The sequence below is a fragment of the Gardnerella sp. DNF01205 genome (assembly GCF_049244135.1).
GTDB lineage: Bacteria > Actinomycetota > Actinomycetes > Actinomycetales > Bifidobacteriaceae > Bifidobacterium > Bifidobacterium leopoldii.
Genome location: NZ_CP058378.1, coordinates 668,178 through 684,368 on the forward strand (window position 1 = coordinate 668,178; position 16,191 = coordinate 684,368).

General features: G+C 36.2%; 18 protein-coding genes and 1 pseudogene. 14 read left to right on the forward strand and 5 right to left on the reverse strand.

What is annotated here, in order from left to right:
• Window positions 1–362 precede the first annotated feature (362 nt).
• From HXT47_RS02975 to HXT47_RS02985, 3 genes are all read left to right on the forward strand, one after another.
• Window positions 363–1,556, forward strand: a complete 1,194-nt coding sequence (locus tag HXT47_RS02975) for a hypothetical protein (protein WP_004104925.1) — start codon at window positions 363–365, stop codon at window positions 1,554–1,556.
• A 157-nt stretch (window positions 1,557–1,713) separates the two neighbouring features.
• On the forward strand, window positions 1,714–2,019 hold the full coding sequence (locus HXT47_RS02980) for a type II toxin-antitoxin system RelB/DinJ family antitoxin (protein ID WP_004121026.1): 306 nt from the start codon (window positions 1,714–1,716) through the stop codon (window positions 2,017–2,019).
• A complete protein-coding gene (locus HXT47_RS02985) occupies window positions 2,016–2,336 on the forward strand; it encodes a type II toxin-antitoxin system RelE/ParE family toxin (RefSeq protein ID WP_101885966.1) in 321 nt (106 codons plus the stop codon). Before HXT47_RS02980 ends, HXT47_RS02985 begins: the two co-directional genes overlap by 4 nt.
• Before the next feature lie 337 nt (window positions 2,337–2,673).
• Here HXT47_RS02985 and HXT47_RS02990 read toward each other — a convergent pair whose 3' ends face one another.
• The 3 genes from HXT47_RS02990 to HXT47_RS03000 all read right to left on the reverse strand — a co-directional run bounded on the left by HXT47_RS02990 (window position 2,674) and on the right by HXT47_RS03000 (window position 3,867).
• On the reverse strand, window positions 2,674–3,180 hold the full coding sequence (locus tag HXT47_RS02990; protein ID WP_004104918.1) for a GNAT family N-acetyltransferase: 507 nt from the start codon (window positions 3,178–3,180) through the stop codon (window positions 2,674–2,676).
• Between the two features lie 116 nt (window positions 3,181–3,296).
• Entirely contained in the window at window positions 3,297–3,614 is a 318-nt protein-coding gene (locus tag HXT47_RS02995; protein WP_016635624.1) for a type II toxin-antitoxin system RelE/ParE family toxin, read from the reverse strand.
• Window positions 3,595–3,867 (reverse strand): type II toxin-antitoxin system Phd/YefM family antitoxin, encoded by a 273-nt coding sequence (locus tag HXT47_RS03000; protein WP_101885967.1) that lies wholly within the window; start codon window positions 3,865–3,867, stop codon window positions 3,595–3,597. Before HXT47_RS03000 ends, HXT47_RS02995 begins: the two co-directional genes overlap by 20 nt.
• A gap of 299 nt (window positions 3,868–4,166) precedes the next feature.
• Between HXT47_RS03000 and HXT47_RS03005 the strand changes: the two genes are divergently transcribed.
• The 8 genes and pseudogenes from HXT47_RS03005 to HXT47_RS03040 all read left to right on the forward strand — a co-directional run bounded on the left by HXT47_RS03005 (window position 4,167) and on the right by HXT47_RS03040 (window position 11,861).
• The gene (locus tag HXT47_RS03005; protein ID WP_421789331.1) at window positions 4,167–4,307 is read left to right on the forward strand and encodes a hypothetical protein; all 141 of its coding nucleotides are present in this window, start codon (window positions 4,167–4,169) and stop codon (window positions 4,305–4,307) included.
• A 247-nt stretch (window positions 4,308–4,554) separates the two neighbouring features.
• Window positions 4,555–4,989, forward strand: coding sequence for a hypothetical protein (locus HXT47_RS03010; protein WP_421776900.1), 435 nt, complete (start codon window positions 4,555–4,557; stop codon window positions 4,987–4,989).
• A 100-nt stretch (window positions 4,990–5,089) separates the two neighbouring features.
• The gene (locus HXT47_RS03015; protein WP_421789333.1) at window positions 5,090–7,981 is read left to right on the forward strand and encodes an ATP-binding cassette domain-containing protein; all 2,892 of its coding nucleotides are present in this window, start codon (window positions 5,090–5,092) and stop codon (window positions 7,979–7,981) included.
• A gap of 149 nt (window positions 7,982–8,130) precedes the next feature.
• The gene (locus tag HXT47_RS03020; protein WP_004104912.1) at window positions 8,131–8,427 is read left to right on the forward strand and encodes a type II toxin-antitoxin system RelB/DinJ family antitoxin; all 297 of its coding nucleotides are present in this window, start codon (window positions 8,131–8,133) and stop codon (window positions 8,425–8,427) included.
• Window positions 8,428–8,824: 397 nt separating this feature from the next.
• A complete protein-coding gene (locus HXT47_RS03025; protein ID WP_004573989.1) occupies window positions 8,825–9,469 on the forward strand; it encodes a helix-turn-helix transcriptional regulator in 645 nt (214 codons plus the stop codon).
• A gap of 201 nt (window positions 9,470–9,670) precedes the next feature.
• On the forward strand, window positions 9,671–10,180 hold the full coding sequence (locus tag HXT47_RS03030; RefSeq protein WP_116971426.1) for a GNAT family N-acetyltransferase: 510 nt from the start codon (window positions 9,671–9,673) through the stop codon (window positions 10,178–10,180).
• Window positions 10,181–10,303: 123 nt separating this feature from the next.
• Window positions 10,304–11,244 (forward strand): annotated as a pseudogene (locus tag HXT47_RS03035) (hypothetical protein).
• Between the two features lie 371 nt (window positions 11,245–11,615).
• On the forward strand, window positions 11,616–11,861 hold the full coding sequence (locus HXT47_RS03040) for a hypothetical protein (protein WP_004573997.1): 246 nt from the start codon (window positions 11,616–11,618) through the stop codon (window positions 11,859–11,861).
• 39 nt (window positions 11,862–11,900) lie between these two features.
• Here the strand turns inward: HXT47_RS03040 and HXT47_RS03045 are convergent, their stop codons facing one another.
• Both HXT47_RS03045 and HXT47_RS03050 read right to left on the reverse strand, forming a co-directional pair.
• Window positions 11,901–12,140, reverse strand: a complete 240-nt coding sequence (locus HXT47_RS03045; protein WP_407645748.1) for an IS3 family transposase — start codon at window positions 12,138–12,140, stop codon at window positions 11,901–11,903.
• Window positions 12,141–12,511: 371 nt separating this feature from the next.
• A complete protein-coding gene (locus tag HXT47_RS03050) occupies window positions 12,512–12,790 on the reverse strand; it encodes a type II toxin-antitoxin system RelB/DinJ family antitoxin (RefSeq protein WP_032842270.1) in 279 nt (92 codons plus the stop codon).
• A gap of 431 nt (window positions 12,791–13,221) precedes the next feature.
• Between HXT47_RS03050 and HXT47_RS03055 the strand changes: the two genes are divergently transcribed.
• Genes HXT47_RS03055 through HXT47_RS03065 form a run of 3 tightly spaced genes read left to right on the forward strand, consistent with a single transcriptional unit; the run spans window position 13,222 to window position 16,056 of the window.
• On the forward strand, window positions 13,222–14,331 hold the full coding sequence (locus HXT47_RS03055) for an ABC transporter ATP-binding protein (protein ID WP_421789336.1): 1,110 nt from the start codon (window positions 13,222–13,224) through the stop codon (window positions 14,329–14,331).
• A 10-nt stretch (window positions 14,332–14,341) separates the two neighbouring features.
• A complete protein-coding gene (locus HXT47_RS03060; protein WP_421776904.1) occupies window positions 14,342–15,121 on the forward strand; it encodes an ABC transporter in 780 nt (259 codons plus the stop codon).
• Complete coding sequence (locus HXT47_RS03065) at window positions 15,118–16,056, forward strand: ABC transporter permease (protein WP_421789338.1); 939 nt, start codon at window positions 15,118–15,120, stop codon at window positions 16,054–16,056. Before HXT47_RS03060 ends, HXT47_RS03065 begins: the two co-directional genes overlap by 4 nt.
• Window positions 16,057–16,191: the final 135 nt, after the last annotated feature.

The following is a 16,191-nucleotide window of genomic DNA, read 5'->3' on the forward strand; positions in this document are numbered from 1 at the left end:
TTTTTAGGAGAATTATAGCATATATTTTAGGATAAATAAATCCTAAGTATTTTGAGAGTTATTTTATAAATGACATATAGCCTATGTGTGCCCTCGTTGCTTATGTTTTGTGGAACAAAATGGTATAAAAATCGTAAAAAAGTTCCGTATTGGAGATAAAGAATTTATGAAAGTTGGTTTTCTTGGTAATAAGTAGTAAATGGGTGTGTCAGATTGGATTGTAATATTTTTTGAAACATGTAGTTTTAAGTGATTCGGTAACATTCGATAATATTGTTTGCAAAGTTTCATAGTATTCAAGAGAGTAAGAAAAATAGAAGTATAATTTTCTTTCAGATAGTATTTCAGATAATATTGTTCTTATGGGTAATAGTAGTGAGCTTTCGGCAAGTAACAGTGAAAATGAATTAGTAGATTTTACTGAAAAACTTCTTGTGGATGTTAAAGATTTTAACAATAACAACAATAAAGTATTAAGTGTTCCCGTATCTGAATTATTGAATTTTGGATCTGGTTTATCGTCATTAATTCCTGCATGTAATACAGTTACTCAAACAATAACCATTCCTACGGATGGTCTTTATAAGATTGCTAATAAAGCTGCAGGTGATACTCTAAAATACGCAAAAAATGGTAATCTATGGGGATCGTTAAGAAAAGCTGACGGTGGTTCTAGAATGATGCAGATTTCAAAGATGGAGTCTTTGCAAGGTTCTATGAAAACAGTATCTGCGTTTAATCCTGCTCTTTTAATGATGGCTGTGGCTATTTATTCTATTGAAAAAGATATGAAAAAGATTAAAGAGACGCAGGAAAAGATACTTACCTTTATGGAAGTTGAGAATGAGTCACAGATTGAGGCAGATGTTGAGTCATTGATGGGGATTGCTTCTACTTATAAGTGCAGTTGGGATAATGAAATTTCTGTTACGAATAATCATAAGCTTGTTATCGATATTAAGAATCGTGCTAGAAAGAACATTATTGCTTATCAGAAAAAGATTACTGATATTCTTCTGATAAAGAAGTTTATTGTGTCTAAAAGTAACGTAAATTCGACGTTGTCTGATTTAGGGAAAAAGTTTAAGTATTACAGATTGTCGTTGTATATTTTCTCTCTATCATCTTTGATGGAAATAATGTTAAGTGGTAATTTTTCGGAAGAGTACATTAGTAATGCAGAAAATGAGATAAAGAAATTGTCTGATGACTACTGTGAGAAATTTGAAAAAAGCTCTTTATATTTAGAAAAACTTGGTAATTCGGAAGTAGAAGTCAACGTTGTGAAAGCTATAGGTACTGCTGGTACTACTGTTGGTAAGCTAATTGGTGGTATTCCTTTAGTTAAAGATGGTTCTGTTGATGAGTTTTTACAAGATAAAGGAAACGGATTACATGAAAATGCTAATGCAATGGGAATAAAGGCAGTGAATGAGTTTGCTGTTTTGCGTGATCCGAAAACAAAAGTGTTTGTGGAAAAAATGGAGGATATAATTCAAATTTACAATCGTACTTCGCAAATATGTGTTGATAAAGAAAAAATATATTTGTTGTAAAATCATATATTGTTTCATGTTGCATGTTGTTTCACGTTATGCTTTTGTGATTTATCTTTTAATATTACGGATAAGTGTAAATGCTGATGTTAATGCAATGACGTTGCAATGCCAATGCAATGTTATATAATCATTGTAAGAAACAAGGGGTGATTGTATGGCGAAAACAGCTAACTTGTATACTCGTATTGATCCGGAGTTAAAAGAGCAGGCAGAGTATATATTGAATTCTTTGGGTCTTCCTCCTTCGAGTGCTATTACCATGTTTTATAAGCAGGTTGTTTTACAGCAGGGGCTTCCTTTTGATGTGAAATTGGGTTATAGAGAGCCGCGTGATGTGAGTTCTATGACTCAAGGTGAGTTGAATGATGAGTTGGAAAAGGGTTATAAGTCGGTTTTATCTGGTGATGTGAAGCCTGCGGATAAGGTTTTTGAATCCTTGCATAAGGAATTTGATTTATGATTTACTCGGTTCACGTTTCGCATGAGGCTGAGGAAGATTTGCGTGGTATTTATGCTTATATTGCGTTTAATTTACTGTCTTTGAAAAACGCGCAGGGGCAGGTAAGTAGGTTGGAGAAAGCAATATTGAGTCTTGATGAGTTTCCTTTTGTGCATCGTTTAGTTAGTTTTGAGCCATGGAGAAGTAGAAGTTTAAGGTTCATGGCTTGTGATAATTTTCTTATTTTTTATTTTGTTTTTGAAGAAAAGCATGAGGTTATGGTTTCTCGTGTGCTTTATGGGAAAAGAGATATTGAGAAAGTTATAAATGGCAATTAACCTTTTTGCGATATTTTTCTATCGTTAAAATAGGAAATTTATTTCCGTAGGGGAATGTAGTTCCCCTGTATCAGCGTTAGCTGATATGACCTCTGCTAAAAGCGTTCGGAAAACGCACGCACCTGTTAAGGTATATATATGCGCCCTTGTAAACAAGTGACTATTCTTCTGTGTCGATTTCTTCTTCTGTCATTAAGATCTTTTCATCTATGTTTTTCATTTTCTGTTTTTCTCTCTTTCAAATTTTGAGTATAAGAAAAGACGATAGATGTTTTATTTTCTATCGCCCTATATCTTTAATATTCAGTTTTATTCAGTTCGACAAACTGGGATTTGTCTATCTTAAATCGAGATACATTATGTCGAAATCAATATATGAATCTGCAATTTTAAAATACGCTGGAGATGTTCCAATTTTACGAAAGCCAAATTTCTTATAAACATGGATTGCTCTCAAATTGTCGCTTCTCACTTCTAAGTTAATAATTTCTATGTCATTTGACTTGGCAAATTCAATCGCTTTTTGTAGAAGTTGACTTCCAAGTCCTTTGTTCCATTCTGATTTCAAAACGGTAAGCCCAAGTTCTGCTCGATGATTCATTCTCCTCGGCAATCCGCTTAAGCTCACATCTCCAACAATCTCTCCGTTTTTCCATGCAAAAAACGAACATGATTTTTCATCTTTCAAAATCGAACAAATGTATTCTGCTTCTCCATCGACAGAGATTGGAAAACCTTCTGCTCCAAATGACAAATTATCTGTTTCCGCTCCGATTTTCTTTGAGTATTCTATTCTCGCAAGTGCATCCTCAGGTACAGCTTCTTTTATAATTATATTATCCATTTCATCTCCAGAATGGTGTGGCTGTCTAAAAAAATGTCTGCACCCCCAATCTTAAACCTTTTAACGATAGCTTTTTTAATAATCGTTAACATAATAATGATAGTTATTAGGAATAGTTATTCCAGTAGTGCGTCAATATTTCGTTTTGAATATAGAAGTCTGCGCACTTCCATAGTGTCGTCGATGACAACGTAAAAAACAGAAAAGTTGCGTACGCTAATCCTGTAGTAGGGGTGTTCTCGTGTTGTTGATGATTGGTAAGGAGCAAATAAGAGGGGCGATTCAAGCCGTTTATCGATTGCTGATTCTATATCGTCAACAAGTCTGTGAGCAGCTTTTGGGTTTTGCAGTGTATTGGTTATATAGTCAACTGTTTCTAATAAATCTTCTTTGAATAGTGGTAGAAAGGTTAATTTATACGTGTTCTTGCTCATTAATCCTTCTCCTTACGTTATCAAAGACGTCAGCTTTAGAAAGACGCGTAGAAGTGTTTGCGGCAAAAGTATCTGCTTCATCGAGTTTTCTTTCAATGTCGTCAGTGAGGGCAGAGTATTGTTTGATGCTCATGAGAACCATAGTCCCATAACCATTTTTTGTAAGGAATACTGGTGTATTTGAATTTATAACTGTTTCTTCTACTTCTGGGAATTTATTTCTTAAATCGGAAACTGGACGAATATTAATCATAGTATCAACCTCCTTTTATCAAAAAAGTATCATAATATTATCAAGATTACAATAGTTAGCGCGCTATCGAATTTTTATTCCGACGTTTGGCGAGATATTAGTACGATGATTGGCTTTGTTTAGAAATGTGGTTGTAAAGACTAAATGTTAAAAGGTTTAGCGCACGGTAGATTTAAGATTGCTTCTCGAGATTCTAAATGTGATTTTGCTATTTTGCTGTCGAGTAGTTGTGCGATTTAGTTGCTTATGTTTTGGGGAACAAAATGGTATAAAAATTGTAAAAAAGTTCCCTACATTATTTGATTTCTCACAGTAAAGGCTTGCTGGTTATTCCAAAAAATAAGGTTTCTGAGTTTAAGAAGTTGTTTGTTGAGTATTATGAAGGTGAAGATTTGCAGGTGATTGCTTCGTTTATGAGGGAATATTGTTGGAAGCATTAAACGTGCATGATGATATTGATTCTTCTGGTTCTTCTGTTTCGTGAACCTTGCTGTTTATGAAGAGTATAGTTTGCTAGTAAATGAAGAGATTAGCGTTGATAATCTAGACAAATTAGTACGAAAAAGTAATATATTTATTAAGATTATTACAGTAATCAGAGTGAATGGTAGATCTTGTTTACTTAATAGTCTGTTTTATGATCATTTGATACAGAGTCGTGTTAACGAAAAGGAGGCTAGTAGTGTTATGAGAAGTAAAACTATTTTTTGTAAAAACATTTTTCAAAGTTGTCTTGTTATACTTCTGCTACTAGGCACTCTCTTTTTTCTTGCTGGATGCGCTGACGATGATGAGAAGGCGGAGCTTGCGTCGTATCATTGGGAGACGGTGGCGGTGTCTAGGGAAGAGTTTCGTATACCAGAAAACTATATGAATAAGGATGAGTTGTATCTCTTTGTGTCGCGGGATATTCTGGATTCTCATTATGATTTGTCTAAGGTCACCCTCGGAGATAAGCGTATTAAGTTAGTTGACTCATCGTTCAATTTACCTGCTCCAGGACTTAAAGCTTTATTTTTAGTTGGGAAATTTGATTTAAAAGACAAGTCAAGTTCTGATGTTCTTAAAGTACCAGGGATTAATAAAACAGGTAATGTTGCTGTAGGTTATAAGAAGAAATAGTAATATTTTGCACTTAATTTGAAGCGTTTCCCTGATGATGAATTAGTTAATGAAACTTGTAGATTAGAGGGTTTGGAATGAATATGTATGTTGGAGGTATATGTTAAATAGGGTTGTATCTCGTTATGATTCGTTCGTTGCGAATCATCAACGTGCAAAAGGTGCTTTAGTATATTTTATAGTTCTTATGCCGCAGGTGTTATCAGTTTTTATTACTGGTTTGATACAGCTTGCTGGAATGTTGTTGCTTATTTATACGATGGGATCGTTACATTCTGCTTCGACGCTTCTTGAAGGGTTTGTTGCGTTTAAGTTGGCGTTATCTTTCTTCTTACAATCATTGGGTTTTATTGCTAAAGATCGTTGTGAGATGCTTCTTATCGCTTTGTTTCGTCAGCTTACTTTCCATCGTTTTGTGCGTTTATCTGTTCAGAATAATGATGATGAAACATTGCAGTCTTCTGCATTAACATATCCAAATCAGATAAGTCAGATAGCTTATGGTGTTGATTTCGTGTTATCAATATTGCAGTTTATTATTCTTTTTGCTATCTGTGTTGTTCAATATCACGAGAATAGTATTGTAGCGGTTTTACTATTAGTCCTCTTATGTGTTGGTAATTTGTTCCTTATACGTTGGATTGGCGTATTGTGGAAGAACTATGTGGATTTAGAAGGTAAACGTCGTAATCTTCTCAGTAAAATTATTGATAAACTTCCTCACGCTTCAAGAGTGTATCGTTATAATGTTGGTATTACGGCGATTGAAGATGCGCGTAAAGCAGAAGAAAGAGTGTTGTATAAGCGCATATTTCCTCAACTATTGAGTAATATTGTTGAGCAAGGTGGGTTGACATTACTGCTTGCTGGTGTTGTTCTTGTTCATGTAACTATTTTTCCAAATGCGTTGTTTAATGTTGGAATTCTTTTTGCGATTAAATATTTGTATGGTGCCATGCAGAATAATATTGTGAATTATCGCGTGATTCGGCTTGCTCTTCCAATGGACAGGGATTTAGTGCAATTAGAGCAAAATGCTATGAAGAATACTCGTGCGGATGCTACTAATATTTCTGATTCTGTTGTGTTTGATAATAAGTTCGCTCTTTTGTCTAAAGAAGCTGGCTCGGCGTTGAATGCGTATGATTCTATTGTTAGCAGTAGTAAAATATTAGTGCCTTGTAATCCTATTATGTCGCAGGGGCTTATTGAAGCTTGGTTTGATATTGCGAGCGATGATACTCGTCAGAAGTACGAAAACTTCTTGCGTTTATTTAATGTGTCGCGTGAGGTTGCGGATAGGTTTTTGCATAATCCTGAAACGTTATCTGTTGGTGAGCGTCAACGCGTGGTGTTGGCTATGGCGTTTGCTCAAGACGTGGAATATTTGGTGCTTGATGACGTGTTTTCTGTGTTAAATCCAGAGCTTCGAGAAACAGTTTCACAAGCTATGCTAAGTTCTCAAGTTCATCATATTGTTTTATTTGCACGTAATCCAGAGTATATTCCTTGTGTGTTTTATGGTAACAACTCTAAGCAAGTCACGCATAGTGTGGTTGAAGAAAATCATTTGCAGAATACTGGTAGTGATAAAACTATGCAAGCGGATTGTGTGGAATCGAAAATTCCTACAGGTGCAGAATCACGTGGTAAGTTCATTAGAACTGTGCGCGAATTGTTCTCCGCTAGTATTATTTGTTTGCCGATAGCAACAGTACTTATAGTTCTTGCTGAGTTAATGTTTGTAGAGAATATTGCTACGAACACCAACTTAAATATGCTTCAGTCTTCTGCATTGTTTGCAAGCTTGCTTATTGTCGTTGGTATTATTGCTCTTAATTTTCCTGTATATGCTGTGCCAATTGTGCGGCTTACAAAACTGCATAATCGTTTGATTATGCGTTTGCATAAGTATTCAAATATTGATAATAAAGGTGATGTTTTAGGTAGGCTTGGGGATGATTTTTCTGACTTACAGATGAGTATTCCGAGTGCTATTGCACACGTTATTTTTATTATTGTTCAAACAGTAATAGTTCTTGCTATGACAATTGCTGCAGTACCGCAGTACGTATACATAATGATTATTATGGTGCCGTTATCTTGTCTAATATGGTATGCCGGTTCTCGATTACTTAATACGGCTGCGGATAAACAAGCACAATATCGCGATAAGTTCTTAGGAGCATTATCGTCGTTATTATCAACGCGAAGCTTACCACAAGGTGCTATTTTTGATAGTTCTCGCAAGTATCATTATGCTTCGTCAGAAAATAAGTATTGGCAGCGTATGCGTCGTTTTATCAATATTTACACAGTGAGAAATTGCATGATGCAAAGTCTCTCTTTAGTGTTGGAATTTTCAATACTTTATATGCTTACAGTATCATCAATGAATTTTGCTTCTGCTAGTGCTGTGTTGTATTTTGTGGTAATGCTGTCGTCAAGCTTGGAAAATGTGATTGAAACTTTGCAAGATTCAGGAGTTTTAACCCAGACTGCTCAACGAGTTTTCAGCTTGGAAAATTATGAGCGTAAGCAGCAAGCGTATAAGAGGAATGAATTAGCATACCAGAATCTTAGTAAGACTATTGCTGATAGTGGTATTTCTTCAGTTGCTATTATTGGCGCTAGTGGTGCTGGTAAATCAGTATTGTTGCGAGATTGGTTTGATCATAACAATACTCAGAATTGTCTGCTGATTGAAGATTACTTATTTGATGATGACGGTGCTATTGTTGCTCCAGATTTCACGTCGCTTACAAAATGTATTGGTGCTCAACAGCGAACTGTTATTATGTTGGATGAGACGTTCAAAAGTGTAACTGATGCTGATGGTTGTAGTGAACGTGAAATAATCATGCAAGCTATCAGATGTGCTAAAACGAGGAATAACAAGCTTGTAGTTGTGTTGCACGCGCAAACTAATTGTGATGTATTCGATAAGGTAATTAATTTTGATGAATATTATAAGAATCCAAAAGTACTGTGAGTTGCGTTCGTTGAGACGTTACTGATGGTGGATTGTTGGGCTTGAATTCATATTGTAATTGCATACTGTATACGTTTGTGAAGCAACAAGTGGAATGTGTTGCAATATGCGATACAGTATTTATGATTTGTGTATGGAGGTTGGTTGATATGGCAGTTACTAAAAGTGCGAATGTGAATGTGAGAATACAAGAAAATATTAAGCAGCAGGCTGAGCAGATTTTGGAAACGATTGGAATTTCTAGGGCTACGGCTATTGACATGTTTTACCGTCAAATCATTCTTAATAAGGGAATTCCGTTTCCGCTTACTATTCCAACGCCTCTTCCGGCACAAGATGATATGGATGAGAAAACGTTTAATGCTTTGATAGCTAAAGGCTATGATCAGGCGGTTCAAGGTGATAGTTATCCGATAGATGATGTTTTTGAGGAGCTTGAACGATGATAGGAAACCGTGAGGTAAGCTTGGTTTTAGAAAATTAAACTTTTTAACGATAGCTTTTTATATCGTTAAAAAGTTTAGTATGCGACGGCTTTAGGCTGGCTTGGAGCGGTTTTTTTGAGCGTGTTTTGGCTGTTTCTTACTCGAGTGCCTATTGATTTAGTTGCTTGTGTTTTGGGGAACAAACCGTCGCAATAGTCGTAAAAAAGTTCCCTACATTATTTGATTTCTTATGCTGTTACAGTTGGTAACTATAGTGTTTCATCTTGTTTCTTTTTCCGTTGTAAATTATTTGTTAGTTTGTAATTAGGCGGTATCTAAATCAAATGTTTCAATACTAATTTGGTTTCCGTCAAGTAATTTCATGATGTGTAATAAGTGATTTGAAAGGAGTTGTGTTATGAGTAGCGTTATATCTTTGGGAGAAAAAATTAGAAAGGCTCGTCTGGAAGCTGGGTTGACGCAGGAGGAGCTTTCGGAATTATTGATGGTATCTCGTGCTGCTGTAGCAAAATGGGAAACGAATCGGGGTTTGCCGGATATCGAGAATCTGAAATTTATTGCATCTGCTCTAAGCGTGAGCGTTGATTATCTTTTGGATGAGAACAATAGCGTTGATTTTTCTATTACTAAGAAGCCTATTAATCTCAATAAATATTGTTTCGACGGTAGGGTGAGCAGTTTTAAGAAGTCGAAAATTAAAGAGCAGATTGTCTTAGATGAATATCCTGACTCAGAAATCAATATGCTAACTGTTGTTAAAACTTATAACAGTTCATCTGAGAAGATAGTGGATAATTTTGTTGGATGGTTTTCTACTCTCCTTGGAGGATTGCCATTGTTTGGCATATATGATTTCAGTAAAGCTGTCTCCACTCTTGGGGCTGATCAGTATTATTTGGTGGATAAAAAAGATAAGCAGTATTTCGTGCTTATAACTGATGAGTATATTATTAGCAGAATTATGGGAGTGGCGTTTAATAGTAAAAAGTTCCGTATTGGAGATAAGGAATTTATGAAAGTTGGTTTTCTTCGTAATAAGTAGTAAATAGGTGGAAAGAAAAATTTTATGGATTCGAAAAGCCTGCACTTATTGGAAAAATAAAAAAATTTTTCTTTAATAAGGTTTGTATGTGTGGTTTTTTTTAAATAGTAATACTATTAAGGCTAAACAGCCTGGTATGGATTCTAATTTTAATAGAATCGTATTCTTATTAGAATTGCATATTAAGAATAAGGAGAACTTATGAAATTAATTAGACCAGATAGTAAATATATTCAAGGTTATATAGAAGCAAATGAAGAAGATGAAATTTTTAGGCCGAATGCAGAAAGACGTTTTAGAAATTATGACACAATTATAGAGAGTTCTTATAACTATGAACATGGTATAAATCTGCCTGAAAATTATGTTAGAGCTACTACATTTTGGCTGATAGATAATGAAAAATTTATTGGTGAAATTAATATTAGGCATGAATTAAATTCTTTTTTAATTAACTATGGTGGTCACATAGGGTACGAAATTAGGCAATCTGAATGTATGAAGGGTTATGGAACAAAAATGCTTTCTATGGCACTTACATATTGTAAAGAGACTCTGAATCTACATAAAGTTTTGATTACATGTGATGATGACAATATTGGATCGATAAAAGTTATAGAAAATAATGGTGGAATTTTGGAGAACAAAGTGAAAAATAGCTTATCAAGAGGAAATGTTACGACAAGAAGGTATTGGATTAATCTAGATTAATATATAGGAAAAATATTAAATTTTATCTATACTGACCACTCAATCGGGGCTTAGGACAATTTTTTATACATTTTGTATAATCAAAGCACGATATTCCGTAATTGCATTTTCTGGAGAAAGATGATGAGTGAGACGAATGTAAGGCCAGTGCTTTTCAAGCATGCTTTTTGGGGTCATGTGATTACAGAAACTGTTGCTAGCGTTTGCACGCTTATTATTGCGCTGCTTGTACAGCAGTTCGTAGGGCACCGCGTACTAGGTTGGGAAACTGTGGTCATACTCGCGTTGAGTGTTGTGGTGTTTTCCCTGCTAAGCACAGCGTATCTGCAGTGGGATAGGCATCGAAGACCGGATGACGGGTCTGGCGATTTGCTTATCGGAATCATCGATTTTGTTCTCAGGCTGCTGGTGACCTCTGGTATTGCTTTATTGCTTGTTTCCAATACTACGCTGCTAAGCATTATTATTGGCGCAGCGATTACTAGTGTATTGCTGTTTGTTTTTGAAAAGCCTTGGCAGCGTGGTATGACGGATGCGCAATTACAGGAAGCTTCAAAGAAAGCTGTTGAGCTTGGCGTTCAAATGCTTGAAGAAGAACGCGTAAAGCGCGAGAGGTAAGCAACATGATTGCATTACAGCATGCGAGCGCAGGTAAAACAGACACTCCTAGAGGCGTGTCTCTAACATTCTCCTCGTTAATCGTTGCGAATATGCTGATGGAAGCAGTATACGATGTCGTTATATTTGTGCTTGCATTGATGCTGCAATGGTGGATGCTGGGTACTATCGATGGCTGGAGCACGCTACTCGTCATATTCTTGGGCAATATGCTATTTTCTTGCGCGGCGGCTGCGGTTATGGTTCTGATGGGAGCATTGAAGGCTGGCCAACAGAAATGCCCAACAAAAAGTTGGTCTTTTTTGACTACTGCTGTATTGCTTAGACTGCTTATCTTCGGTGTTCTCGCTTGGCTTCTTACACCGAGTTTGGCATGGGTGAGCGTAGTTGTTGGCATTGTGCTTACCAATATTGTTCTCGTTATCAAGCAGCACCCTAAAAGGTGAATTTTTAATTTGTTTCGTTTATAATAGAAACAAATGTAAAAAATGATAAATTTATCGACTATAATCGAAAAAGACTTGCAGCTGAGAATTTGGTGTTTATCTATGCACCCAGGGTGGTTTATGCAAAAGTAACTATAAAAGTAATTACAATAGAAGTTCAAAAAAGTCCTAGTTTTTGCTGCAAAAATCTCCGTGAAAGGGACAGCATAACCCTATTTCTATTTGTTACAAGTAAAACTTAGAACACCTTATACATTTTATGTGTTATCAAAAATAACAACAACAATTGTATGGCAAAAAATTATTGGATAGAATGAGTATTAAACCTATTTGGTGTGCGACTCTGTGGAGTAAGTGAGGAGAATATTCTTATGTACAAGGTTCTTATGTTCGTGCTGAAGTTGGTTCTGTTTACAGCTGTGAATTTTATGTTCCTTTACTTGTCGATGGTGGTATTCGGCCATGATTTTGGTGTGATGTTCAAAACGTATGGGAATGCGCTCGGTCCGCTTATGTTCATGCTTGCTTTGATGACAACGATGTCGTTGCCTAATGAAGGAACCATTTTTGAGGATAAGCGGCAAAAAAGTGTGTCTAAAAACCCGAGTTATCGTTGAAATACCACGGAAAACTCGCTGTTATTAAGCTAAAAAAGCTTAACATTCAGCATTACTTGACATTGAAAACAAAAGGGGCTTAGGACAATTTTTAGACATTTTGTGCAACCATAGCACGATGTTCCATAATTGTCTTTTAAGCCCCATTTTAATTCTGTGATTGTTGTAAAAATCAATATAAGTATGAATAGCTTGACGTAATTCTTCTGTACTATCCCAGCTACTGCGACTTAGATAACAAATTGCGAAAAAGTTATGCAATGAGAACGTTATTTGCAATTTTTATATTGCGAGCATGCTGTTAGCGATTAAGCCCTCACTTTGGTGTAAATTCATTTCCTTCCCTTTATCTGCTATTTTTATGTTCAAACTCAAACGAGAAAATAAGCGGGGCTTCCTACCATCACGGTGCTTGATCGTGCTATCTGATGTAGTAATGCGAACATAAAAATCGTGTATGACAGTCAAAAAATCCCATTCGTGCAAATGTGTTGCAATATGCGATACAGTATTTTATGGTGTGTGTATGGAGGTTGGTTGATATGGCAGTTACTAAAAGTGCGAATGTGAATGTGAGAATATCATCCTCTAGTAAATAAACAAGTAACCAGTCTGCCTTGATGTGGCATTCGTGAACTTAACGTTGTACATCAGTCTTGCAACAACGCTTTCTTAAGGTCTTCCATAGAGGAATACGATGGTACGTTAGGGTCTCTGGAAATTCTTCTAGCTTCTTCCATAGCAGCCAGTGATTCAGTGTTATATTGTGGCTGCTTAATTATGAATGGGAAACCGCCTTCCATTATGGAAGTTCGTAAGAAAATATTGATAGCATCAGTGACGGAAATTCCGAAGCTGCCAAATAAGTCTTCAGCACTTTGTTTTACACTTGGTTCAATACGTATGTTGATGTTTGCAGTTTTAGACATATTATTGCTTCCAACTACTTATAATGTATTGCAAATGTTAAACAAATGTTTTGTGGTTGCTTATATTTGAGTTTTTGACGTAATGCTCATATAATTTTCCACGTAAAGCACATTTAAGTTTATGAGGTGTTGCGCTATGACTGCCCAAATGATCGCTAGTCTTAAGAACGGTTTGAAAGGCATATAAAAGCACATAAAACAGCTTAAGATACATATTCTTTAGCAGTATTAAACACGCATTGCACATGATGTTTGTCATTATGTTTGCACGTGCGCGTTGGTTTTTACACGTTTTTTGCATGTTTTTGCGCGTTCTTATCGTTTCTTGTAAGCAAGCGTTATCTTTTTATCTAACTGATTTTCATTGTTGAAATTTATTCAATAACAGTAAGAATTAAGCTTTAATAACAAGTAAGAACGAAGCAATAATAATGAATAATAATATAGAAAACGCAACTGATAGTCGCGATAACAATAATAAGCAGTCAACTAGCAACTTAATATTGCGTATTGATAATGTAACAAGATCTTATTCTCGTGGATTCGGTCATAAGAAAACAACTCGCCAAGTTTTACATAACGTATCTTTTGATATTCATTCTGGTGAAATATTTTGCTTGCTTGGTCCGAATGGTGCAGGTAAAACAACTACTGTGAAAATTGTTGGTACGTTGTTAGCTCCTGATAGTGGTAGTGTTCGTATTGCCAGTATTGATGCTGTGAGTAATCCTCGAGAAGCACGTAAGCACGTGTCGTTACTTCTTGGAGGTGAGCGAGGATTTTATCAAAGGTTAAGTGCATTAGATAATCTTCGTTATTTTGCGGATCTTTCCGCTGTTCCATATAGGGAGCAAGGTAAGCGTATTCATGATGCTCTTGAGCAAGTTGATTTACTTGATAAAGCTCATGATGCTGTTCAAACTTTTTCAAGGGGAATGTGGCAGCGATTGCATATTGCTCGATCGCTGGTTGCTAGAACGGATCTTATGCTTTTAGATGAGCCTACCACTGGTTTGGATCCTGAAAATGCTAGGAAAGTACGTGAAATTATTCATGCTTTACGAGATCAAGGAATAGCGATTTTGCTAACTACGCATGAGATGAGTGAGGCTGAAAAATTAGCTGATACTGTTGCTGTAATAAATCACGGTAATATTATCGCTCAGGGAAGTGTTCAGCAGTTGGCTTCTTTACAGCATATTGATCATGTAACAATGTACGCGTATGACGGTGAACTATCAAGCGGAACTCCTAGTGTTAAGGAAGAATTGCAAAAACTTGATGGAGTGTTGTGGTGTGATGTTTTTGAATCGCATGGAGTGTTAAATATTACTATCGCGTGGAGCAAAACAGTATCTCAAGAACGAAATATTAAAATTCCTGTTGATGGGATTACGCGTTTAGGTGATCGCGTTGCAAGTTTGGAAGAAACGTATCTTGCTATTGTGCAAAATGATAATATTTCTGCATCAAATACTTCTACTTCTACTTCTGCTGCTACGCCGTCTTCTTCGCCGTCCTCACTCCCATTAAGTAAGTAGGAGGCTTAATATGAATACTTCTACTCGTTCATACGCTTCTGTGATTCGTGGCATGTGGTTTCAGCTTAAAAGTTTAGCGAAAACAACGTTTTTCTTGCAAAATGCGATACTTGCTCCAGTATGTTTTGCGTTGATGAAAATTGTTGCCTACTATGGTTTTTCTCATAATTGTGCTAATTGTCTTAATAATATTTGGGTTGATTCTTCTATAGCTGGATTATGGTCTGCTACAACTACTGCTGTTGGAATTATTGGATACCAGCGTTATTTAGGAACATTACAATATTTAACTTTAAGTGTCATCTCACCTGCTGCAGTGTTTCTTCCCATTGTAGGATCCGCAGCTTTACTTGGGTGCATTGGTATGCCGCTTGCGATTATTACCGTGGCTGTTTTCTGCTATGGGTTCTTTATGATAACATTCACGCAGTTAGTTGGATACTTACTTTCTATGCTTGCTTGCGTAGCTTCTGCTGCATTATTATCTGGAATTTTTGTATTATGCCGTAAAGCTACAGTTTATGAAGGTTTGATTTTAATTCCTGTATGGATGCTTTGCGGAATAGTAATCCCTGTAGAATCAATGTCATTGCCAGTTCGCGTTATTGCGTTTATTCATCCGCTTACGTCTGCAGTGTGGGTGGCTCATGCGCAATCGTTTAATGCTACTACTGTGTTAGCGATTGTGTTATGTGTTGTATTATCTAGCGTTTTGCTTGTTATTGCAGGTTTTATGTTACGTCATGCTATTCGACTTGCAACGCTTAATGGAAGTTTGAACATAATATGATACGAAATAATAATCAGGTTGAAGCTATGCGAAATAAAATTATTCAAAATAGTAAGTACGCTAGATTGCATCAATATAATCAATATTCACAGTATGGTCACGTGAGCGTGTTATCTAGTATACGAACTGGTGCAAGAGTGAGTATACAGAGTATACCTAGCTTAAATAGTTGGAATACTGCTGTTATTCGTATGATTATTGAGCCTCTTTTATCCACGTTCTTATACGTTTTTCTAGCTGGAGCTGTAAGCGGAGGATTCAATGGAGCAGCTAGTGTAGCGACTAGCGCTGGTTTTAATCATAGTTTGATTGCTTCAACTCTTGCTGCTGTGATGGGTGCGTGTTCTATTTCCACAAGTATGACTGTGTCAGAAGCACTAGCATGGGATCGTTTTGAAGGCACAACACCATTCGTGCTTACAAGCGCGAAAGTTGCATTACCATTATGGTTCGGTCGTATTATTGCGCTCGTGACTATTTCTTTAGTGAGTGATGCTGTGACTTTGTTCATAACAATGCTTGTAGTAAGCCCGAGTGCTTTCTTGATGATTAATATGAGTGCGTTGATGCTGTTGTTCCTTATTGTTCCTGTTGCTTCTACGGGATTTGGTATCGCTATAGCTGCTATAAGCATGATGATGAATGATGTTTATACTATTTCTAACGCGCTTAGTGCAATACTTCCTATTGTTTGTGGTGTGATTGCTCCAATTAGCGTATTTCCTAAGATGATGCAATACGTGTTATACGTGATTCCAGTAACTCATGTTACTCAAGCATCTCGTAGCATAGTTGATGGTTCTGTAAATGTTGACGTATCGCTACTTGTGATTCTTATTGTTGGTGCGTTGTGGGCAATTGTCGGTGTGATCATATGGAATGTTGGTGTGGCGATTCAACGACGTAAAGGTACTTTAACAAATATAGGGTTTTAGCTGATAAATATGGGATTTAGTTAATTAAATAAGGATTTTATTAGCGGGTATAGGGGGTGGGTAATACTAGAGGCATATTGATTATTGAGTGAGGTTATCAAGCCAATCTTAAACCTTTTAACGATAGCCTTTCTA